We start from the raw sequence: 20,825 nt of genomic DNA, 5'->3' as shown, positions 1-20,825 counted from the left end.
TCATCCCAGGCAGTCTTCCAGTACCCCGGCTTTTTTAGGAATTGATATGTACCATTACGATCAGTACGACCACCTCATCATCAAAGAGCGCATCGCCCAGTACCGAGACCAGGTTGCGCGCCGTATCGCCAATGAACTGACGGAAGAGGAATTCATCCCGCTGCGCCTGCAAAACGGCCTGTACATGCAACGCCACGCCTACATGCTGCGCATCGCCGTGCCGTACGGCTTGCTGTCGTCGACGCAGATGCGCATGTTCGCGCACATCGCGCGCAAGTACGACCGCGGCTATGGCCACTTCACCACGCGCCAGAACATCCAGTTCAACTGGATTGAGCTGGAACAGACTCCCGATATCCTGACGGACCTGGCTTCCGTGGAAATGCACGCGATCCAGACATCCGGCAACTGTATCCGGAATACAACATCGGACCCGTACGCCGGTGTCGCCGCCGATGAAATCATCGATCCGCGCCCGTACGCGGAAGTATTGCGCCAGTGGAGCACCTTCCACCCCGAGTTCATCGCCCTGCCGCGTAAATTCAAGGTCGCCATCAATGGCGCCGAGGAAGACCGCGCCGCCATCGCCGTGCACGACATCGGCTTGACGGCCGTGCGCAACGCCGCTGGCGAGGTGGGCTTCAAGGTCATGGCCGGCGGCGGCATGGGCCGCACGCCGATTCTGGGCAGCGTCGTGCGCGACTTCCTGCCATGGCAGCATTTGCTGACATACATCCAGGCCATCATGCGCGTGTACAACCTGCACGGCCGCCGCGACAACAAATACAAGGCGCGCATCAAGATTCTGTTGAAAGCCATCGGCGTGGAAGAATTCACGCGCCAGGTGGAAGCGGAGTGGGTCGACTTGAAGGATGGTCCGGAAACATTGACCACCGAGGAAATGCAGCGCGTGGCGGACTTTTTCAATCCGCCCGCCTACCTTGCCCTGCCGGAACTCGACTACAAGGCCGAACACGCGGACAACAAGGCGTATGTGAACTGGCTGGCGCGCAACGTCAAGCCACACCAGCGCCCCGGCTATGTGGCCGTGGTGCTGTCGCTCAAAAAAACGGGCGTGCCACCGGGCGACGCGACGGCCGAACAGATCGACTTCGCGGCCGATCTGGCCGACCGCTACAGCTTTGGCGAACTGCGCGTGACGCATGAGCAAAACCTGGTGCTGGCCGACGTGGAGCAATCGAAACTGTTCAAGCTGTGGCAGGAAGCCAAGGCGCACGGCCTGGCCACGCCGAACATCGGCTTGCTGACGGACATGATCTGCTGCCCCGGTGGCGATTTCTGCTCGCTGGCGAACGCCAAGTCGCTGCCGATCGCCGCCGCCATCGCGGAACGCTTCGACAGCATCGACTTCCAGCACGACATCGGCGAGATCGAACTGAATATTTCCGGCTGCATCAATGCCTGCGGCCACCATCACGTGGGCAGCATCGGAATCCTCGGCGTCGACAAGGATGGCAGCGAATGGTATCAAGTGTCGATCGGCGGCGCGCAAGGCAACAACGCGGCCATCGGCAAGATCATCGGACCATCGTTCTCTTCCCTGCAGATGCCTGAAGTCATCGGCCGCCTGCTGCACGTCTACGTGCGCGACCGCCACGAAGGCGAGCGCTTCGTCGATACGGCCCAGCGCCTGGGCCTGGCGCCGTTCAAGGAACACGTATATGCAACGCCGATCACGGTCGGCAACCTGGTGGGAGAAGACGAATATGTTTGAAGTACGCGAAGAAATCATCAAGAACGCCGCCGTGGTGCCAAATACCTGGGGCTTGCTGCGCCTCGATGAAAACGACACGCCGGAAACGGTCGTCGTGCCTGCCGGCAAGGTCATCGTGCCGCTGCCCGTGTGGCAAGCCCAGCGCGACACACTGCTGGCGCGCCTGCCCGACATCGGCGTCTGGCTGGCCAGCGACGAGCGCCCGGAAGAACTGGCCGCCGACGTGGCGCAACTGCCCGTCATCGGCGTGGACTTCCCGAAATTCACGGATGGCCGCGGCTATTCCATCGCCTTCAACTTGCGCGCCCGCCTGGGTTTCCAGGGTGAATTGCGCGCCATCGGCGACGTGCTGCGCGACCAGCTGTTTTCCATGCACCGGGTCGGCTTTGACGCGTATGCCACCCGGCCCGACCGCAGCATCCATGACGCCCTGAAAGGTTTATCGGTCTTTTCAGAAACCTACCAGGCCTCGTGGGATCAGAAATCGCCGCTGTTCCGCCGCCACCAGCGCGAAGGCCAGAATCCTGACCTCGACAACGCAGCCGGCATCTGAGGACCAATCATGAGCGATCTGACTTCTTTGATTGACGCCACCGAGCAAACGCTGACACGCATCGCCGCGGAGTTTTCGCCGGCCGTGTTCGCGTCCAGCCTGGCAGCCGAAGACATGGTGCTGACCGACATGATTCTCAAGGCAAAGCTGCCAATCGGCATCTTTTCCCTGGAAACAGGCCGGCTGCACCAGGAAACCCTGGCCGTGCTCGACAAGGTGAAAACCCGCTACGACCACGACATCACCCTGTACCGCCCGCAACCGGAAGCGGTGGCGGCCTACGTGGAACAGAACGGTCTGAACGCGTTCTACAACAGCGTCGAGATGCGCCGCGAATGCTGCCGCATCCGCAAGGTCGAACCGCTGGGCCGCGCCCTGGCCGGCAACAAGGCCTGGATCACGGGCCAGCGCCGCGCCCAGTCCACCACGCGCGCCGAATTGCACGTGCAGGAAGACGACGCGGCACATGCGATGACGAAATTTAATCCGCTGGCCGACTGGTCCGAGCAGGATGTGTGGGACTATATCCGTGCCAACGACGTGCCCTACAACGCGCTGCACGACCAGGGCTACCCGTCCATCGGCTGCGAACCGTGCACACGGGCCGTCCAGCCGGGCGAAGATGTACGGGCCGGACGCTGGTGGTGGGAAAACCCGGATTCCAAGGAATGCGGCCTGCACATGGTGGACGGCAAATTGATACGCATCAAATCCGTGGCAGCCTGAACAGGCACAACAGACTCAGCAGAACAAGAAAGCACCCATATGAGCAATATTTTGAACCAGCGTCACCTCGACAGCCTTGAATCGGAAGCCATCCACATCCTGCGCGAAGTGGCGGCCGAATCGGCCAATCCCGCCTTGCTGTTCTCGGGCGGCAAGGATTCCGTCGTCCTGCTGCGTTTGGCCGAAAAAGCCTTCCGCCCAGGCAAGTTTCCATTCCCCCTCGTGCATATCGACACAGGCCACAACTTCCCGGAAGTCATCACGTTCCGCGACAAGAAAGTGGCGGAACTGGGCGAACGCCTGATCGTCGGCTCCGTGGAAGATTCGATCCAGCGCGGCACCGTGCGCCTGCGCAACCCGGCCACGGATTCGCGCAATGCGGCGCAAGCCGTGACCTTGCTGGAAACGATTGCTGAATACAAGTTTGACGCCTGCATCGGCGGCGCGCGCCGCGATGAAGAAAAGGCCCGCGCCAAGGAACGCATCTTTTCCTTCCGCGACGAATTCGGCGCCTGGGACCCGAAAGCCCAGCGCCCCGAATTGTGGGACCTGTATAACACGCGCGTGCATCCCGGTGAAAACATGCGCGTCTTCCCCATCTCGAACTGGACCGAACTGGACGTGTGGCAATACATCGCCCGCGAAAAGCTGGAATTGCCGCCGATCTACTTTGCGCACGAGCGCCAGGTGATCCCGCGCAACGGTTTATTGGTGCCGCTGACGGACCTGACGCCGCCACGCGAAGGCGAAACGGTGGAAACGCAAGTCGTGCGCTTCCGCACGGTGGGCGATATCTCGTGCACCTGCCCCGTCTCGTCCGATGCGGCAACGGTCGACGCCATCATCGCCGAGACGGCAATCACGCAAATCACGGAACGGGGCGCCACCCGCATGGATGACCAGACTTCCGAAGCCTCGATGGAAAAACGCAAGAAAGCAGGGTATTTCTAATGAACGCAGCAATCTCCAACACCACCTCCACCGACAGTTTAGAGCGCGGCATGTTGCGCTTTATCACGGCCGGTTCCGTCGATGATGGCAAGAGCACCCTGATCGGACGCTTGCTGTTCGACAGCAAGGGCATCTTCGCCGACCAGCTCGACGCCATGTCGCGCTCCAAGCACAAGCGCACGGTGGGCGACACGGTCGACCTGTCGCTGCTGACGGACGGCCTGGAAGCGGAACGCGAGCAAGGCATCACCATCGACGTGGCCTACCGTTATTTCGCCACGCCGAAACGCAAGTTCATCATCGCCGACACGCCGGGCCATGAACAGTACACGCGCAACATGGTCACGGGGGCGTCCACGGCCGACGCCGTCATCATCCTGATCGACGTGTCGAAAGTCAAACTCGGTGACGATGGCAGCGTGGAATTGCTGATCCAGACCAAGCGCCATTCGACGATTGCCCATTTGCTGCAGATCGAGCACGTGGTCGTCGCCGTCAACAAGATGGACCTGGTCGACTACGATGAGACGGTGTACAACCGCATCGTCGCTGCCTACCGCACATTCGCCCAGTCGCTGGGCTTGAAAGACATCACGCCGATCCCGCTGTCCGCCTTGACGGGCGACAACGTCGTCGAACGCGGCGACAAGCTGGGCTGGTACACGGGCCCGACCCTGATCGAGCTGCTTGAATCCTTGTCCGTCTACGACGAATCGCACGACACGCCTTTCCGCTTCCCGGTGCAACTGGTGGCGCGCCACAATGGCCACGAAGCGAACGACTTCCGCGGCTACATGGGCCGCATCGAGGCGGGCAAGGTCAGCATCGGCGACACCCTGGTGGTGCAGCCCTCGGGCCAGACGGCAACGGTCAAGGATATCGTCACGCTGGACGGCTCGCTGAGCACCGCCGTGGTGGGCCAGTCCGTCACCCTGCTGCTCAATGAATACCTCGACATTTCGCGCGGCGACTTGCTGGCCAGCAGCGAGCGCCCTGCCACCCTGCTGAAAACAGTGGTGGCCGACGTGTGCTGGCTGTCCGAAGACGCGCTGGACCTGCGCCGCAAGTACTGGATCAAGCACGGCACGAAACAGACGGCGGCGAAAGTGACGGCGATCGAGTCGATCCTCGATATCAATACGCAGCAGCGCCATCCGGCCGAAGGCTTGAAGCTGAACGATATCGCGCGCATCAGCCTGAACGTGCAGCAGGCACTGGCAGCCGACGCGTATGCCGATATCCGCGCCACCGGTGCGTTTATCCTGATCGATGAAGTGACCCACCAGACGGTCGCGGCAGGAATGATCCGCGTCAGCTAAGGAAGGCAAGCACCATGAACAACTCCGCATCTCTCCCCGGCAAGGTCTATTTGATCGGCGCCGGCCCCGGCGCACAAGACCTGATGACCTTGCGTGGCGCGCGCCTGCTGGCGCAAGCAGACGTCGTGCTGCACGACGCGCTGGTGACAAGCGAGATGCTGGAGCTGTGCCCGCAGGCGCAAAAAATTCTTGTCGGCAAGCGCTGCGGCCAGTTGTCGACGGCGCAGGCGTTCATCAACAAGCAATTGGTCGACAATGCGCGCAAGCACGCCATCGTGGTGCGGCTGAAAGGGGGCGACCCCATGCTGTTCGGCCGTGCCGACGAAGAGCTGCGGGCACTGGAAGAAGCGGGCATCGCTGTCGAAGTGGTGCCCGGCATTACCACAGCCCTGGCGGCGGCGGCCGCTACACAGCAACCACTGACCAAGCGAGGCGTCTCGCGCAGCGTGGCCTTCTTTACCTCCAGCACGGCGCCGGGCGAAACGGAGCAGACGCGCATTCCCGACTGCGATACCTTGGTGCAATACATGGGCGGACGCGAAGCCATCGCCACGGCGCAGCGCCTGCTGGCCCAGGGCCGGCGCATCGACACGCCCGTGGTGGTGATTGAAAACTGCAGCCGCCCGGAGCAGCGCATCGTGCGCCTGACGCTGAGTGCTCTGGCACATGGCCTGGGCGACACCCACGGCCCCGTGCTGGTGATGCTGGGCGACGCCATGGCCGCGCGCGCGCACCAGGCCATCGAAGATGAGGCTGCTGTTCTGCTGCGCCATGCCTGAATAAATACAGCGTATTTTACCGACTTTAAAGTCAGTAACCGACGTCTTCAAAAGAAACATGATACGATGCACCCGCATCTTTTCTCGAGAAGTTGTTGCGTGATAGCAATCAAATCACGCTACACCCCGCCATAGCGCTTGCTGTGCGGCCTCCCCGCTGACGGGAACCGCGCAGCAGTCTCCCCGAAAAAAGCTGCGCCCGCAGGCTGCAATACCGCGCCGCGCAACTTTAGCCGTTACGATCACACATGAATTTCTCTTCCGTGCGCGAAGCCCTGACTTCGCTCAGCCGCAGCAATGCCGGCGTCGCCAGCGCAGTACTCCTGAGCATGGCAGCCTCCATCGCCCTGTGGACGGTGTTTCCAGATATCGACGATGAAAACCATTTACTGGAATGGCTGCAGGCGCTGTTCCTGGCCCTGGCCTGTACGGTGCACGGCGTGCGCGCATGGCAAGAGCCTGACCGCCAGTCCCTGCGTTTCCTCATGCATGCAGGCTTGTCGGCCCTGCTGTTCGGCTTCCTGCTGCGCGAACTCGATATCGACCAGTTCGGTACGGCACCGGCCTGGGCACAGCTTGAAAAAGCCCTGCGCGTGGTGGAATTGCTGATCCTGATACGCGTGCTGATTTTCTTCGCGCCGCGCGCGCGCAAAGTCTTTGCCCATGCCGGCCTGATTTTCAGCATGCGCATCACCATCCTGACAGCCATCGGCGGCTTGCTGATGGTCGCTGGCTGGCCTTTCGACAAGAAGGTATTTCACGGCATGCCGGATGCTTACGCGCTGCTGGGCGAGGAAGTCTTCGAACTGGGCGCCTATTTGCTGCTGTTTCTCGCGTCGCTGTCCGACACCACGGCCGCCGCCCGCATCAGCCTGGCGCCGAAGAAAAAAGCGGCTTAACCGTCTTCAAATTTCAAAGGAAGACGGCAGCGGCAGCAGCCGCTGCAAGGTCGCGGCCACGCGCTGCAGGCGCGGATCGTCATCGTCGGCCTCGTCGCAGGTATCGTTGATACAGAAAAACGGCAAACAGCCGAAACGTGCCGCCAACGCCTCGAGCTGCTGCGGCGCATCCACATCGCCGCTGGCGATATGCAGCGGGTCGAGCATGCGCGAGCGCGCCAGTCCCTGATGCACCATCCAGCGCGGCACCAGGTCGGGCAGCAGTGCCGGCACCTGCCAGGAACGGAACACCGTCGCGCGCACGTTGGCAAACATGGCCGGCGCCAGCCCTTCCAGTGCATGCAGCGCGCTTTTCAGCATGGGCCGCGGCGCATGCGCATACAGGTGCGGTTCATGCCGGTAATCGGCGTACTGCGCCGACAGCCATTGCCGCGACAGGGTGGCGCAATTCACGGGCGCCGCCACGTCGGCGCGCAAGCCCTGCAAATCGGGCTGCAGCGCACTCTCCGTAAACACACTCAGATGCCCCTCCCCTTCCTCACCGAACCAGAACGCGGGCTCGAACGGCGCGCCAAAAAATACGTCGTCGTTCAGGTACAGGAAGCGTTCGGACAAGCCGGGAATATGGTGCAGGTATGATTCGATATGGCCGGAGTCGAACACGGGCAGGGAGGCACCGGGCATCAGGCTGGCATGGTCGATTACCGTCAGGCGTGGTGAGACGCGCAGCCAGTGGGGCACTTGCCGGTCCGTCAGCAGGTAGATGTGGCCGTGGCCGGGGAAGAAGCGCTCGAGCGCGCGCAGGTTGTAGCGCAGTTCGCCGTTGTCGCGGTAGCGCCCCGCCACGTTGCCGTGCAGGGCCAGCTGGCCGGGATGCGCCTGCGCCCAGGCGGCATAGGCGTGCCGCCGGCGCGTGCGCCATGCGGGATCGGCGCCGTCAACCCACAGGTAGACGATGTCGATGTCGATGCCGCTCAAGGCAGAGGGCTGGAGCCTGGCGCCGCCACGCAGTAATCGGCGATGGCAGCGAGCACGCTGGCGTTCTCGCCCACCGCCTCGACCACCTTCAGGCGCAGTGCCGGATGCTGCTGGCGCAGTTCTTCCAGCAACAGCGGCAAGTCGCGCAGCACATGCCCGCCCTGCCCCAGGAACACGGGCACCACGGTGATATCCAGGATGGCGCCGGCGGGCAGCTCGGCCAGCAGGGTCGCCACCAGCTCGGGCAGGCGCGGCGTCATCAGCTCCAGGAAGGCCAGGTGCACGCTGGTGCCGGGCATGCGCGCCTGGGTCAGGTCGCGCAGGCGCTCGAAGGGCGCAGCCCACGATGCGGCGCGCGCGCCATGGGCAAACAAGATCAGTGCCTGTTGCACGTTCGTCTCCATTAGTGTCTTTCCACCCACCACAAGGCGCCCAGCGCCAGCAGCAGATACAGGGTGCTCGGCGCCACCGCCGTCAGGAAGGCCGGCCAGGTGCTGAGTAGCCCAAGATGCGAAAACAGCGTGTTGACCAGCATGAAGCTCACGCCGATCATGATGCCGATGAAGATCTTCAGGCTGATGCCGCCGCTGCGCGTGTGCATGTAGGCGAACGGCAGCGCCAGCGCCATCAGCACGAAGATGGCCAGCGGATCGATCAGCTTTTTCCAGAAAGCGATGCGGAAACGCTCGGTTTCCTGCTTGTTCTCGGCCAGGTGGCGCGTGTACACGGCCAGTTCGCTGGCCGACATGCGCTCGGGGTCGGAAGCCGACACCGTCAGGATCTTCGGCGTCACTTCCGACGTCATGTCCTTGCTGGCGCTCTGTACCGTGCGCACCAGGCTCGTTTCCTGCCCAAAGTAGTTCGCCAGCTTCGGTTCGAAGCCGGGCGAGGTCGCCGCGCTGTTCGAGAACGAGGTTTCCGTCACATCGGTCAGGCGCCAGATATTATTGCCCTGATACGTCGCCCCCTTGGCCACGGTCAGGGTGCGCAAACGCATATCGGTATCAAATTCATACAGCTTGACGTTTTTCAGCTGGCCGTCCGGACGCGCTTCGCCCACATTGAAAAAGCGCGAACCGGTGACGGTGCCCGTCAGGCCGTCGCTCTTGACCATGTCCTTGGTCCACAGGCCCGAGCGAAACTCGCTCGACACGGCCGCGCCGCGCGACGTCAGCTTGAGGCGTTCGGCCAGCGGCTCGGTACGCGGCGTGATCAGCTCACCAAAGATGAAGGTGATGACCACGAAGACGATACCGATGCGGAACAGGAAACCGGCCGCCATCGCCGTCGACATGCTCGAGGCGCGCATGATGGTAAATTCGGAGCTGGCCGCAAACTGCGCCATCGTGTAGATCGTGCCGATCAGTGCCGCGATCGGCATCACCTCGTACACATGGCCCGGCACCAGTACCAGCACATACAGGAAGGCATACTGGATGGTGTAGCCGTTGCGGCCCACCTTGGGCAGCTCGCCCGTCAGGTCGATGAAGGCTTGCAGTGCCAGGAAGGCCAGCAGCACGAACAGCACCGCCTGGAATATCGAGACCGCAAAATAGCGCTGTAAAATCTTCATTTCGATACCGCTTTACTTGGTTTGCCGGCGCGGCGCGCGCGCTTGAAGGACGCCAGCAGGACCAGCGGATGATAGCGGTGATTCACATTCAGGCGCCACGCAAACAGCGCCACCACGGCCAGTGCCGCCAGCAGGTGCAGCGGCCACCAGGCCAGGCCGAATGTCAGGCGCCCCTGTTTCACGCTCGCTTCGACGACCTTGATAAGATTGCTGTACGTAAAGAAAATCAGCAGGGCCACGATCAGATTGGCCGAACTGCCGGCGCGCGGATTGACAAAGCCCAGTGGAATGGCCAGCAGGATCAGCATCAGGCCGATCATGGGCGCACTGACGCGCCACAGCAATTCAGCCATGGTGTATGGATTCGGATCGGCGATGAGCGCCATGGTGCTCATCGCGCGCACGCCCAGTTCCGCGCCCAGTTCCTGCTGCTTGCTCTCGATGCGCATGATGTACTGCTCGAATTCCATGGTCTGGAAGTCCGCCTGCGTCGGCACGCCCTGGTAGCGGCGGCCGCTCTTGAGCACCAGGAAGCGTTCGCCCTTGGCGTCGGTATTGATCACGCCTTCCTTGGCGACGACGACGACGGCGCTGCCTTTTGCATCGACGGTATTGACGAAGACGTTCTGCACCACGTTCTTCTCGCCGCTGACGCCCTCGACGAAGAAGATGCGGTTGCTGCCGGCCGATTCGCGGAACTGGCCCGGCGTGACTTTCTGCAGGTCTTCGCGCTTTTCAAAGCGCGCCACATATTCATCGCTTTTCTTTTGCGCCCACGGCGTGGCGTACAGGCTCAGGATGCCGGTGGCCAGCACCAGCGGCAGGCCGAAGCTGAGCACGGGCCAGATCCAGCGCGACAGGCTCAGGCCGGAGGCAAACCACACCACCATCTCCGACTCCTTGTAGCTGCGCGTGACGACCATCAGCACCGAAATGAAACCGGTCAGGATGATGATGGTGGGCAGCTGCATCAGAGCGGAAAAAACCATCAGCGACATGACGTCGGCCGACGCAATCTTGCCGCCCGCCGCCTTGCCGAGAATACCGATCAGCATCCAGGTGAGCAGGATGCTGAATAAAACAGTGAAGGTGGCCCCGGCGGCACTAGCCAATTCACGTCGAAGGGCGCGTTGAAAGATCATTCGGAGTTTATAATTCGGGTCAGTTAGTTGAGTAACACGTTACTAGTAAATGAAAACGGAGAACCAAATGGACTTTAGCATAAAAGCATTCGATACCAAGAGCACCCTCGGCACGGCCAAAAGCGGATGCATCGCGGTTGCGGTATTCGAAAACAAAAAACTGTCGCCAGCGGCAAAATCGCTGGACAGCAAGGGTGCGATTTCGGCTGCGCTGAAGTCCGGCGACATCAGCGGCAAGCCAGGCAGCACCTTGCTGCTGCGCGCAGTCGATGGCGTCGCCGCCGAACGTGTTCTGCTGGTAGGCATGGGCAGCGATGAAACTGTCAGCGAAAAAAGCTTCGCTACCGGTGTACAAGCGGCCCTCAAGGCTTTCGGCTCGCTGGGCGCTGCGGACGCCATTATCGCATTACCGCTGACGGAAGTGAAAGAGCGAGACGTAAATTGGGCAATCCGTTGCGTGGTGCAAGCCGCCCACGACAGCGAATACCGCTGCGACTCGCAAAAAAGCAAAAAAGATCCGGCACCAGCAGGCGTGCGCAAGATCGCCCTGGCAGCGCCGGCAACGGCAGCCACGCGCGGCGCGCTGGCGCAAGCCATCGCCATTGCCAACGGTTCCGACCTGACGCGCAAGCTGGGCGACCTGCCTGCCAACGTCGCCAACCCGACCTACCTGGCCAACACGGCCAAGCAGCTGGCCAAGGATTACAAGTTTGAAGTCGAAGTGCTGGACCGCAAACAGCTCGAAGCGCTGAAAATGGGCAGCTTCCTGTCCGTCACCAACGGCAGCGAACAACCGCCAAAATTCATCGTCCTGAAGCACATGGGCGGCAAGGCCAAGGATGCGCCAGTGGTCCTGGTCGGCAAGGGCATCACCTTCGACACGGGCGGCATTTCGATCAAGGCCGGTCCTGGCATGGATGAAATGAAGTACGACATGTGCGGCGCCGCCTCGGTACTGGGCACCTTCCGCGCCATTGGCGAAATGAACCTGAAGCTGAACGTCATCGGCGTCATCGCCGCGTGCGAAAACATGCCATCGGGCCGCGCCACCAAGCCGGGCGACATCGTCACCTCGATGAACGGACTGACCATCGAAGTGCTCAATACCGACGCCGAAGGCCGTCTGGTGCTGTGCGACGCGCTGACCTACGCCGAACGCTTCAAGCCGGCAGCCGTGGTCGACATCGCCACCCTGACGGGCGCTTGCGTCGTCGCCCTGGGCCACCACAACAGCGGCCTGTTTACGCGCAGCGATGCGGCGCATGACCTGCTGGCCAATGAACTGCTGGCAGCGGGCAAACAGTCGAGCGACACGGCATGGCGCATGCCGATCGAAGAAGCCTACAACGAGCAGCTGAAGTCGAACTTCGCCGACCTGGCCAACATCGGCACGCCAGGCGGCGGCTCGGTGACGGCAGCGGCGTTCCTGGAAAACTTCACCAAGAAGTACACCTGGGCGCATCTGGACATCGCCGGCACGGCATGGAAATCGGGCGGCGCAAAAGGCGCGACCGGCCGTCCAGTGCCCCTGCTGACGACGTTCCTGATCAATCGGGTCTAAGTTGACGCCTTGCCGGTAGCGCCCTGCGCTACCGGCGTCGCGAAACAGCCGCCACGGTCACTGACCCTGGCGGCTTTTTGACGTGTAGTTGAATCAGTAGACGACGGGATTGGGCAAAGGCGATGGCGCCACCTTCGGCTGCACCACCGATTCCGGCACGGCGGCCGCTGGCGGCGGCAACGGAATCGGCGCGGGCGGCGGCGCCAGGCGCGCGGGGTCTTGCATGACGATGGTCAAAATCGATGGATAATCGAAGCCGGCGCCGGTGTTGCGGTCAACGAAATAGCCGACACCCAGGGTCAGGATGACATTGCCCCAGACGCTGGCATTGAGCTTGGGATCGATGTGGTCGTCCGTGGCGATGGCGGGTGAACCGTGCTTGCGGCAATCGACCTTCAGAGGCTCCTGGCTCTTGCGGATGGTAATGCGCCCCGGCGTGGTGACGAACCACTTGCCCACGTCGTTGCTGAGGATACAGCCGGCGCCATTGAGCTCGCGGTTGTCCTGGATGGTTTGCACCAGCACCATCTGCTCGGTATTGCCGGTCAAGGTGGCGCAGCCGCCCAGCGCGAACAGCAGCGCCCCGGCGGCAAAGGCGGCAAGGGGGGCAGACAGCGGCACACGCATGGGTAGCTCGCTTAACGGACGGGAATCGGCTGGTCGCCGGGCACGGCGACGGCGGTGACGCTGTTTTTCGGGCTGCCCTCGATCAGGCGGTCGGAATACACGAGGTAGACCAGCGCATTGCGCTTGCTGTCGACCATGCGCACCACGCGCACATGCTTGAAGAAGATCGAGGCACGCTCGGTAAACACTTCTTCCTGGCGCGGCAGCTTGCCCTTGAATTGCAGCGGCCCCACCTGGCGGCAGGCGACGGCCGCATCGGCCTTGTCCTCGGCCAGGCCGACGGCGCCCTTGATGCCACCGGTCTTGGCGCGCGACAGATAGCAGCTGACGCCAGCGACACGGGGATCGTCGTAGGCTTCGACGACGATCTTGTGGTCAGGGCCGATCAGTTTGAACACCGTGTCGACCGAACCGATGGTTTCGGCATGCGCCGCGGTGCAGGCAAAGCCCAGCACCAAAGCGGCAGGCAGCAATTTACGCATGAAATAATCCCGGGCACGCACGCAGGCGGCCATCAGTTGATGGGAGCGAAACGCTGGACCATGACGCCTTCGACTTCGATCAGTTGAAAGAACACGTCTTTCGGCCGGGTCCAGATGGAACCGTCCGCGGCGCGATACACGATCATCGGCGTCAGATCCGCTTCCAGCGTGGCTTCGCACACCAGTTCATAAATGCCGCCCTTGTAGTGTCGATAACGCATCGCCGTCCCCTCAAGCCGTTGAATCTTCGCTCTTGTCGTCGGCCAGTGCCTTCTGCTTCATCTTCAGGCCCTGGATCACTTTCAGTATGCCTTCCATGCCGGCAGCGCCATCGGCACCGCTGAAGGCGTCAAGCACTTCATTGAGCACCTTGTTGCGCACGATCGCCTCATCGGAGGACATTTCCAGCGCGCGCTGGGCTTTCGCCGCCTTTTCGGCCGCGCTCACGCGCGGCTTGGCCGCCGTCTTGCCATGCGTCAGAGCTGCCTGCCAGATAACCCAGCGGCGCTGGGTCTCGAAAATCAGGTACTCATCCGGTTTGTCTTCTCTTCGCCGCACAATGTGGCCGTCACGCTGCGCCCACGCTTCAAATGCAGTTCGCATTTTCTTCCTTTGCAAATGCTACGCGCAAGTCTCACTATTAAAACTGCAACATTTCAAAATAGTACCATCTATTGATGTTGCAAAACAGTCTCATAGATATAGTACTGCAATTTATATAACAAGTCTGGCGGCGCCAAGGACGGAACTGACGCTCCGCCCCGGCACAGTGGTCATGTAATCGGAATAGCAATTACAACTAATTACAACTGCTTCCTGTTCGGTTCTCAACTTGGCTGTAACAAAGCCGTGTGACACAGTTGTTACATTGTGCCATTTTAGTAGTTTTTATCGCGTTTCAGCGAGAAACTTTACACCTTTGTCGCGTTAAACGGCGAGACGCAGCCTGCCACGCCAGCCATTTATGCCAAATCAAACATAGGGGTTGATCAATCATACACAAAAACATAATATTCATGCGCTACGATTGGCTAAATATAAATACTTTATGAACACTCTTTTTCCCTATGGGAAAATAAGGTGCTTGCGCGACAAGCGGCGGGCAGCACGCCGGCGACACGCATGCGGTAAGATTCGCGCTTATCGATACCTATTCAAGCAAGGATTTTTCCCATGAAACTCGCCACCTGGAACGTCAACTCACTCAAAGTGCGCCTGCCGCAAGTGCTGCAGTGGCTGACAGACAACCCGGTCGACATACTCTGCTTGCAAGAGACCAAGCTCACGGATGACAAGTTCCCCGTCACCGAGATCGAGGCGGCCGGTTACCAGGTGGTCTTCAGCGGCCAGAAAACCTACAACGGCGTGGCCATCCTGTCGAAGCTGCCGATCACCGACGTGGTGAAGAACAATCCCCGCTATGAAGATGCGCAGCAGCGCATCCTGGCCGCGACGATCGGTGGCGTGCGCGTCGTCTGCGCCTACGTGCCGAACGGCCAGAGCATCGAATCGGACAAATACGAGTACAAGCTGGGCTGGCTGTCCGCCCTGCACGACTGGCTGGCCGAAGAAGCGCTGCAGCACCCGCAGCTGGCCGTCGTGGGCGACTACAATATCGCCCCCGACGACCGCGACGTGCACGACCCTGTCGCCTGGGCCGGCCAGGTGCTGGTCTCGGACAAGGAACGCGCCGCCCTGCAGCGCCTGTTCGACATCGGCCTGACGGACGCCTTCCGTCTGTTCGAGCAGGCGGAAAAATCGTTCAGCTGGTGGGACTACCGCCAGCTGGGCTTCCGCCTGAACAAGGGCTTGCGCATCGACCATATCCTGCTCTCGCCCGCCCTGGCTGGCCGCTGCACGGCGTGCGTGATCGACCGCGTGCCCCGTAAATGGGAACAGCCGTCGGACCACGCGCCGGTTGTGGCCACCATCGATTAAACGCTGCGTCTCTCTAGCAGCACCTGCGCATTAACCGCCGGCACGGGCGCGGAGAACAGATAGCCCTGCGCATAGCGGCAGCCGTTCGCCTGCAGCAGGGCGAACTGTTCTTCCGTCTCCACGCCCTCGGCCACGGTCGACAATTGCAGGCTGTCGGCCAGCGCGATGATGGCCGCCACGATGGCGCGGTCTTCCGCGCTGTGTTCCAGGTCCTTGATGAAGGCACGGTCGATCTTGACCTTTTTCACGGGGAAGCGCTTCAGGTAGGCCAGGCTGGAATAGCCGGTGCCGAAATCGTCGATCGACAGGCGCAGGCCCATGCCATTAATCTGCCGCAAAATCTCCAGCGTATGCTCGCCGTGCTGCATCAGCGCCGTCTCGGTGATCTCGAATTCCAGCAGCGCCGGATCGATGCCCGTTTCCCGCACCACGTCGCCGATGGCCGCCACCAGGCCCTTGTGCATGAACTGGCGCGGCGACAAATTCACCGCCAGGGGCACGGGCTGCAAGCCCTGGCGCTGCCAGGCCATGCTTTGCTCGCACGCCTGGCGCATGACCCATTCGCCCACCGGCACGATCAAGCCGTTTTCCTCCATGATGGGAATGAAGCGGTCAGGCAGCACCAGGCCGTGGCCAGGGCGGCGCCAGCGTAGCAGCACTTCCATGCCATGCAGGCGGCGCGTGGCGATATCGATGATGGGCTGGTAAAACAGTTCGAACTGCTGCAGCGCCAGCGCCGTGCGCAAGCTGCTTTCCAGGTCGAAGTGCAGGGCCGCCGCCTGGTTCATCGTCTGCGTGAAGAACTGGTAGTTATTGCGGCCATTGCCCTTGGCGTGGTACATGGCCGCATCGGCATGGCGCATCAGGGCGTCGACATCGCCGCCATCGTCCGGATACACGCAGATGCCGATGGACGGCGTCACGTGCAGCACGTGGCCGTCGAGCGGAAAGGCGGGCGTCAGCGCCTCGATGACCTTCTCGGCCACGCGCGCCGCCTCGTCGGTGTCGCGGATGCCCGGCACCAGGACGACGAATTCATCGCCGCCCAGGCGCGCCACCGTGTCGCTGGCGCGCACCGCGCGGCACAGCCGAGCAGCCACTTCCTTGAGCAGCACGTCGCCCGTCATGTGGCCCAGCGAATCGTTGATGGTCTTGAAACGGTCCAGGTCGATGAACATCACGGCCAGCTTGCGCCCGGAGCGCTGCGAGGCCAGCATGGCCCGCTCCAGGCGGTCCGACAGCAGTGCGCGGTTCGGCAAGCCCGTCAGGTTGTCGTGATAGGCCATGTGGTGCACGCGCGCCTCGGCCTGGCGCCGTTCGGCGATCTCGCCCTGCAGCAGCAGATTGGCGCCGGCCAGTTCGGCCGTGCGTTCGTGCACGCGCAGCTCCAGTTCGTCGCGCGCGCGGCGCACCGCCTCGGCCGCCTCGCGGCGCGCCGTCACGTCGTCGACCAGCCACACGGAACGGCCATGCGCATGCGCCAGGTCGAACGGCCGGCCGGACAGGCGCGCCCAGAAGCGGCTGCCATCCTTGCGCACCAGCTGGTATTCCGACATGTGCACACGCCCCGCCGCGAAGTCGCGCGCCGTCTCGCCGCGTGCCGTCTTCCACGCGGCCACGTCCGGATACAGGGCCTGCACCGACAGGCCGTTGATCTCGCCGGGGCCATAACCGAACAGCTCTTCCATCTTGCTGTTGGCACGCAAATTGTAGCCGCCCTCCACCACCGAGATGCCCAGCACGGCGCTGTCGAGGATGGCCTGGTTTTCCAGCAGCGCATTGCGCAAGGATTCTTCGGCGCGCTTCGCTTCCGTGCGGTCCTCGATGATCCAGATGGTGCCGGCGGCGGGATCGTCCGGATTGACGACATAGGCGATCAGCTGCGCCCACAAGGTCGTGCCGTCGCGGCGCATCATTTCCACTTCCGTCTGGAACGGCTTGGCCACCGACAGGAAAGGGAAGGCCGCCGCGCCCAGCAACTCGTAGGACTGCTGCGACACGTACAGCGCGCGCCCGGGCAGGCCCAGCGCCTCGTCGCCGCTGTAGCCGAACATCGCGGCAAAGCCCAGGTTGTAGCGCGTGATCTGGCGGTTCTTGGTATACAGGATGCTCACCGAGGCATTCGTCATGATGGCCGCCACTTCCATCTGCGCCTGGCGGCTGTCCGTGACGTCTTCGAGTATCCAGATGGTGCCCTGCTCGCTATGCGCCTGGTCGACGGCCTTGGCGCGGATGCGGCACCAGAACAGGCTGCCATCGCGGCGGCGGAACAGCACCTCATCCTGCTCGTACGGCAAGCCCTGCCCCAGCAGGGGCGTGGCTTGCACTCCAAACGCTGCGTAGGCGGCGGGCGAGGGAAACAGCTCGGCGGCGGGCAGGCCCGTCATCTCCTCCTGCGCGTAGCCGAACATTTCGGCGAAGCGGGGATTGCAGCGCAAGACCAGGCGCGAACGCGAAAACAGGATGCCGACGGACGCATTGTCGAGGATGGCCTGCTGCTCCAGCATCAGCTGGCGCGTGGCCTCCTCGGCCGCTTTCTGCGCGCTGCGGTCGTCGAACAGCCAGATCGTGTCGCGCAAGCCGCGGTCGGTCTGGCTCTCCGGGTTCAGCACGTAGCCATACGCCAGCGCCCAGAATGTGGAACCGTCGCGGCGGCGCATCTCCATCTCGCCCTGGAACGGCTGGCCGCGCCGCAGCAGGGGCGACGCTTGCCGCACCACGTTCTCGTAGGCCGCGCGCGACGGGTACAGGTCGGCGACGGCCAGGCCCACGCCGCTGTCGCCATCAAAGCCGAAGCATTCGGCGAAGCGGCGGTTGTAGCGCAGCACGCCCTTGTCGCGCTGAAAACCGATGGCCAGCGGCGCGTTGTCCATCACGGCCTGCATTTCCAGCATGGCGCGGCGCAGCTGGTCTTCATCGCGCCGGTGGTCGCTGATATCTTCGATGATCCAGACCGTGCCGTCATGCGTATTCAAGGGATCGACGGCGCGCCCGTGCAGCCGGCTCCAGAACAGCGTGCCATCCTGGCGCCGCAATTCCAGTTCGGTGCGGTATGGCTTGCCCTTGGAAAGCAGCGGCGCCGCTTCCAGCCCCAGGATGCGGCAATGCTCGGCGGAGCGGTACAGCACCGCGCCCGGCATACCGGTCAACTGGTGGCGCGCATAGCCGAACATCTCGGCGGCGCGAATATTGCACTCCTCGATGAAGCCGCCCCTGGAAAACACGATACCGACGGCCGCGCTTTCCAGGATGGCCTGCTGTTCCAGCAAGGTCTTGCGCAAGGCGTGCTGGTCGCGCTGCTGCACGCTGATGTCGGCAAATACCAGGGTCGCGCCCGGCAAGCCATCGCCCACCGGCAGCGGCTTGGCCCATACCTGCACGGCGATGGCCGCATCGATTCCCTCCAGGCTGCTGTCCCAGTGCCGTTCGCGCCCGGCCGCCCCCAGCGCGCCACGCAGCATGCTGCTGCTCGACGCGCGGTAAGCATCCGTGAAACAGTCGGCCAGCAGGCGGCCCGACACATCCCTGCCCAGCAGGGCGCTCAAGGCGCCATTCACCGCGACCACCATGCCGCAGGCATCGCAGGCGCAGGCGGGCAAGGCGATCAGCTGCAAGGCATCGGCGATGAAATCGGGACTGGTCGGTACGCGGTTCATGGACACCATGGGTCGGTTGTTAGCGGTCGGAATGCACCTGACCAATATATTCGTCAGGCATCATAGTGCTGTTAGATCATAAACCAGTTTCCCGGGGTTTTTTCATATTCCTTATTGGCAATACCTGAAACACCACAGACCACTTGCAACACGCCCGTTGCAGCGGCGTTGCATGGCAAGAAAATGAAACAAATCGTTTAGAATAAAGCATGCGCCGCCCTCCCCAACCTCCGCTCGACCACCGCGACAAACCCGTCATCTGGACCGTCTCCGTCTCGCGGTTGTTCGACCTGTTCCGCGACATCACGCTCGAATACGACGACCTGGCGACGATTGAACCGATCAACCTGGGCTTCGACGACGCCGTGCGCCACATCCGCGAACGCATGGCCACGGAGCGCTGCGACGCCGTCATCGCGGCCGGCTCGAACGGCGCCTACCTGAAAGGCCGGCTGTCGGTACCCGTCATCATCGCCAAGGCCAGCGGCTACGACGTGATGCAGGCACTGGCGCGCGCGCGGCGCATCTCGCCGGACATCGGCGTCGTCACCTACCAGGACCCGATGCCGGAACTGGCCGAATTTGCCGCCACCTTCGGCTTCCAGATTGCCCAGCGCACCTATGCCACCGAGGAAGACGCGCGCGCGCAGATCAATGAACTGAAGGCGGCGGGCGTCAAAGCCGTCGTCGGCGCGGGCCTCGTCACCGACCTGGCCGAGGAGGCAGGGCTGGCCGCCGTCTTCGTGTATTCAGCCACGGCCATCCGGCGCGCCTTCGACGACGCGCTGGAACTGGCCCGCCTGACCCAGATCGAATCGAACCGGGGACGGCGCGCGGTGGTGGCCGACACCCTGCGGGCGCGCCACGGCCTGCACGATTTGCGCGGCGAATCGGAAGCGATGGAAGCGCTGCGCCAGTCGGTGGTGCTGTATGCCCGCTCGCCGGCGACGGTGCTGATCCAGGGCGAGACGGGCAGCGGCAAGGAGCTGGTGGCGCAGGCGATCCACCGCGAAAGCCCGCGCAGCCTGGGCGCGAACCGGCCCTTCATCGCCATCAATTGCGGCGCCATCGCCGAGTCCTTGCTGGAATCGGAGCTGTTCGGCCACGAGGATGGGGCCTTTACGGGGGCGCGCCGGGGCGGCCACGCGGGCCTGTTCGAGGCGGCCAACCACGGCACCCTGTTCCTCGATGAAATCGGCGAAATGCCGCTGGCCCTGCAAACGCGCTTGCTGCGCGTGCTGGAAGAACGCGAAGTAGTGCGCGTGGGCGGCACGCGGCCCATCGCCATCCAGGTGCGCATCATCAGCGCCACCCACTGCGACCTGGAACAGCGCATCCGCGAAGGACGCTTCCGCGCCGACCTGTTCTACCGCCTGGCCGTGCTGCGCCTGCATTTGCCGGCCTTGCGCGAACGCGCCAGCGATATTCCCGGCCTGACCGAATGGTCGCTGAAAAACGCGCTGGCCGCGCTGGGCGCGCGGCCGCACCCCAACCTGCACGCGGAAATCCAGGCCTGCGCGCCGCTGCTGCGCCGCTACGACTGGCCCGGCAACGTGCGCGAACTGCGCAACCTGGCCGAACGCCTGGCCCTATTCCTGGCCGCCGAACCGCTGCAGGCGCTGACGCCCGCCTTCGTGCTGTGTGTGGCGCCGGAACTGGCGCAAGGCGCCAGCCCGGCCACGGCTTTGCCGGCGCCGGCTGCCGCCGCACCGCCGCCCCCGGAAGACGAAAGCGCCAGCGCCGTACTGGCGCGGTTCGGCGGGCGCCGCGACGCGGCTGCCCATTACCTCGGCATCAGCCGCACCACTCTGTGGCGCCGCCTGCGCGCCGGCTGAGGAGGGGAACAGGGCCGCTCATCCCTGCCTGCCGCCGCTCATCCCGCGCTGCTGGCGGCGGGCCGCCTGGC

At 63.0% G+C, this 20,825-nt stretch carries 18 protein-coding genes and 1 pseudogene; 10 read left to right on the top strand and 9 right to left on the bottom strand.

All coding sequences use genetic code 11. From position 1 onward, the window contains the following. Positions 1–46 precede the first annotated feature (46 nt). The 7 genes and pseudogenes from C8C92_RS08775 (at position 47) to C8C92_RS08750 (ending at position 6,962) form a co-directional block, all read left to right on the top strand. Positions 47–1,735: a nitrite/sulfite reductase gene (locus tag C8C92_RS08775; RefSeq protein WP_116743558.1), complete on the top strand. Its 1,689-nt coding sequence runs from the start codon at positions 47–49 to the stop codon at positions 1,733–1,735. Then, a complete protein-coding gene (locus tag C8C92_RS08770; RefSeq protein WP_096234404.1) occupies positions 1,728–2,288 on the top strand; it encodes a DUF934 domain-containing protein in 561 nt (186 codons plus the stop codon). The genes C8C92_RS08775 and C8C92_RS08770 overlap by 8 nt, the downstream gene beginning before the upstream one ends. A 9-nt stretch (positions 2,289–2,297) precedes the next feature. Further along, positions 2,298–3,014 carry a phosphoadenylyl-sulfate reductase gene (locus C8C92_RS27720; protein WP_243420153.1) on the top strand — a complete coding sequence of 239 codons (717 nt, stop codon included), beginning with the start codon at positions 2,298–2,300 and terminating at the stop codon, positions 3,012–3,014. Between the two features lie 33 nt (positions 3,015–3,047). Further along, positions 3,048–3,965 (top strand): annotated as a pseudogene (cysD, locus tag C8C92_RS27715) (sulfate adenylyltransferase subunit CysD); the annotation flags it as partial. Next, positions 3,965–5,284: a GTP-binding protein gene (locus tag C8C92_RS08760; protein WP_116743557.1), complete on the top strand. Its 1,320-nt coding sequence runs from the start codon at positions 3,965–3,967 to the stop codon at positions 5,282–5,284. The pseudogene cysD and the gene C8C92_RS08760, both read left to right, overlap by 1 nt. Positions 5,285–5,298: 14 nt before the next feature. Next, a complete protein-coding gene (gene cobA, locus C8C92_RS08755) occupies positions 5,299–6,063 on the top strand; it encodes a uroporphyrinogen-III C-methyltransferase (protein WP_116743556.1) in 765 nt (254 codons plus the stop codon). Positions 6,064–6,311: 248 nt separating this feature from the next. Then, positions 6,312–6,962 (top strand): hypothetical protein, encoded by a 651-nt coding sequence (locus C8C92_RS08750; protein ID WP_133250723.1) that lies wholly within the window; start codon positions 6,312–6,314, stop codon positions 6,960–6,962. Positions 6,963–6,968: 6 nt separating this feature from the next. On the opposite strand, the gene C8C92_RS08745 is transcribed toward C8C92_RS08750, so the two are convergent. Genes C8C92_RS08745 through lptF form a run of 4 tightly spaced genes read right to left on the bottom strand, consistent with a single transcriptional unit; the run spans position 6,969 to position 10,655 of the window. After that, positions 6,969–7,940 (bottom strand): stealth family protein, encoded by a 972-nt coding sequence (locus tag C8C92_RS08745; RefSeq protein ID WP_116743554.1) that lies wholly within the window; start codon positions 7,938–7,940, stop codon positions 6,969–6,971. Next, positions 7,937–8,344 (bottom strand): CbiX/SirB N-terminal domain-containing protein, encoded by a 408-nt coding sequence (locus C8C92_RS08740; RefSeq protein WP_116743553.1) that lies wholly within the window; start codon positions 8,342–8,344, stop codon positions 7,937–7,939. Before C8C92_RS08740 ends, C8C92_RS08745 begins: the two co-directional genes overlap by 4 nt. After that, positions 8,344–9,513, bottom strand: coding sequence for an LPS export ABC transporter permease LptG (gene lptG / locus C8C92_RS08735; protein ID WP_096234398.1), 1,170 nt, complete (start codon positions 9,511–9,513; stop codon positions 8,344–8,346). Before lptG ends, C8C92_RS08740 begins: the two co-directional genes overlap by 1 nt. After that, entirely contained in the window at positions 9,510–10,655 is a 1,146-nt protein-coding gene (gene lptF, locus C8C92_RS08730) for an LPS export ABC transporter permease LptF (RefSeq protein WP_116743552.1), read from the bottom strand. Before lptF ends, lptG begins: the two co-directional genes overlap by 4 nt. A 67-nt stretch (positions 10,656–10,722) precedes the next feature. Here lptF and C8C92_RS08725 point away from each other — a divergent pair, with 67 nt between their 5' ends. Further along, positions 10,723–12,216, top strand: a complete 1,494-nt coding sequence (locus C8C92_RS08725; protein WP_116743551.1) for a leucyl aminopeptidase — start codon at positions 10,723–10,725, stop codon at positions 12,214–12,216. 93 nt (positions 12,217–12,309) lie between these two features. Here the strand turns inward: C8C92_RS08725 and C8C92_RS08720 are convergent, their stop codons facing one another. The 4 genes from C8C92_RS08720 to C8C92_RS08705 are packed head-to-tail and all read right to left on the bottom strand — an operon-like array spanning position 12,310 to position 13,928. Beyond that, on the bottom strand, positions 12,310–12,843 hold the full coding sequence (locus C8C92_RS08720) for a hypothetical protein (protein WP_207780983.1): 534 nt from the start codon (positions 12,841–12,843) through the stop codon (positions 12,310–12,312). An 11-nt stretch (positions 12,844–12,854) separates the two neighbouring features. Then, positions 12,855–13,325, bottom strand: coding sequence for a CreA family protein (locus C8C92_RS08715; RefSeq protein ID WP_071079295.1), 471 nt, complete (start codon positions 13,323–13,325; stop codon positions 12,855–12,857). Positions 13,326–13,357: 32 nt separating this feature from the next. Continuing rightward, positions 13,358–13,546 carry a DUF1653 domain-containing protein gene (locus C8C92_RS08710; RefSeq protein WP_034782199.1) on the bottom strand — a complete coding sequence of 63 codons (189 nt, stop codon included), beginning with the start codon at positions 13,544–13,546 and terminating at the stop codon, positions 13,358–13,360. Positions 13,547–13,556: 10 nt separating this feature from the next. Continuing rightward, positions 13,557–13,928, bottom strand: coding sequence for a hypothetical protein (locus C8C92_RS08705; protein WP_099760191.1), 372 nt, complete (start codon positions 13,926–13,928; stop codon positions 13,557–13,559). A gap of 570 nt (positions 13,929–14,498) precedes the next feature. On the opposite strand from C8C92_RS08705, the gene xth reads away from it, so the two are divergent. Beyond that, positions 14,499–15,263, top strand: a complete 765-nt coding sequence (gene xth, locus C8C92_RS08700) for an exodeoxyribonuclease III (protein WP_116743550.1) — start codon at positions 14,499–14,501, stop codon at positions 15,261–15,263. Here xth and C8C92_RS08695 read toward each other — a convergent pair. Next, positions 15,260–18,919: an EAL domain-containing protein gene (locus tag C8C92_RS08695; protein WP_116745888.1), complete on the bottom strand. Its 3,660-nt coding sequence runs from the start codon at positions 18,917–18,919 to the stop codon at positions 15,260–15,262. The genes xth and C8C92_RS08695 overlap by 4 nt on opposite strands. Positions 18,920–19,128: 209 nt before the next feature. Here C8C92_RS08695 and prpR point away from each other — a divergent pair, with 209 nt between their 5' ends. Next, positions 19,129–20,754 carry a propionate catabolism operon regulatory protein PrpR gene (gene prpR / locus C8C92_RS08690; protein ID WP_116743549.1) on the top strand — a complete coding sequence of 542 codons (1,626 nt, stop codon included), beginning with the start codon at positions 19,129–19,131 and terminating at the stop codon, positions 20,752–20,754. The last annotated feature ends 71 nt before the right edge of the window (positions 20,755–20,825 follow it).

It is taken from the genome of Janthinobacterium sp. 78 (assembly GCF_003096775.1).
GTDB classification, from domain to species: domain Bacteria; phylum Pseudomonadota; class Gammaproteobacteria; order Burkholderiales; family Burkholderiaceae_D; genus Janthinobacterium; species Janthinobacterium tructae.
The sequence above is the reverse complement of the archived record's forward strand: the minus strand, read 5'-3'. Positions and strand labels throughout refer to the sequence as shown.

What these genes read in the sequence shown, in the direction of transcription:
- cobA (WP_116743556.1), top strand. Translation starts at nt 5,299, where the DNA reads ATGAACAACTCCGCATCTCTCCCCGGCAAGGTCTATTTGATCGGCGCC.
- C8C92_RS08705 (WP_099760191.1), bottom strand. Translation starts at nt 13,928, where the DNA reads ATGCGAACTGCATTTGAAGCGTGGGCGCAGCGTGACGGCCACATTGTG.
- C8C92_RS08750 (WP_133250723.1), top strand. Translation starts at nt 6,312, where the DNA reads ATGAATTTCTCTTCCGTGCGCGAAGCCCTGACTTCGCTCAGCCGCAGC.
- C8C92_RS08775 (WP_116743558.1), top strand. Translation starts at nt 47, where the DNA reads ATGTACCATTACGATCAGTACGACCACCTCATCATCAAAGAGCGCATC.
- C8C92_RS08720 (WP_207780983.1), bottom strand. Translation starts at nt 12,843, where the DNA reads ATGCGTGTGCCGCTGTCTGCCCCCCTTGCCGCCTTTGCCGCCGGGGCG.
- C8C92_RS08710 (WP_034782199.1), bottom strand. Translation starts at nt 13,546, where the DNA reads ATGCGTTATCGACACTACAAGGGCGGCATTTATGAACTGGTGTGCGAA.
- xth (WP_116743550.1), top strand. Translation starts at nt 14,499, where the DNA reads ATGAAACTCGCCACCTGGAACGTCAACTCACTCAAAGTGCGCCTGCCG.
- prpR (WP_116743549.1), top strand. Translation starts at nt 19,129, where the DNA reads ATGCGCCGCCCTCCCCAACCTCCGCTCGACCACCGCGACAAACCCGTC.
- C8C92_RS27720 (WP_243420153.1), top strand. Translation starts at nt 2,298, where the DNA reads ATGAGCGATCTGACTTCTTTGATTGACGCCACCGAGCAAACGCTGACA.
- C8C92_RS08725 (WP_116743551.1), top strand. Translation starts at nt 10,723, where the DNA reads ATGGACTTTAGCATAAAAGCATTCGATACCAAGAGCACCCTCGGCACG.
- C8C92_RS08770 (WP_096234404.1), top strand. Translation starts at nt 1,728, where the DNA reads ATGTTTGAAGTACGCGAAGAAATCATCAAGAACGCCGCCGTGGTGCCA.
- C8C92_RS08760 (WP_116743557.1), top strand. Translation starts at nt 3,965, where the DNA reads ATGAACGCAGCAATCTCCAACACCACCTCCACCGACAGTTTAGAGCGC.
- C8C92_RS08715 (WP_071079295.1), bottom strand. Translation starts at nt 13,325, where the DNA reads ATGCGTAAATTGCTGCCTGCCGCTTTGGTGCTGGGCTTTGCCTGCACC.
- lptG (WP_096234398.1), bottom strand. Translation starts at nt 9,513, where the DNA reads ATGAAGATTTTACAGCGCTATTTTGCGGTCTCGATATTCCAGGCGGTG.
- C8C92_RS08695 (WP_116745888.1), bottom strand. Translation starts at nt 18,919, where the DNA reads ATGAACCGCGTACCGACCAGTCCCGATTTCATCGCCGATGCCTTGCAG.
- lptF (WP_116743552.1), bottom strand. Translation starts at nt 10,655, where the DNA reads ATGATCTTTCAACGCGCCCTTCGACGTGAATTGGCTAGTGCCGCCGGG.
- C8C92_RS08740 (WP_116743553.1), bottom strand. Translation starts at nt 8,344, where the DNA reads ATGGAGACGAACGTGCAACAGGCACTGATCTTGTTTGCCCATGGCGCG.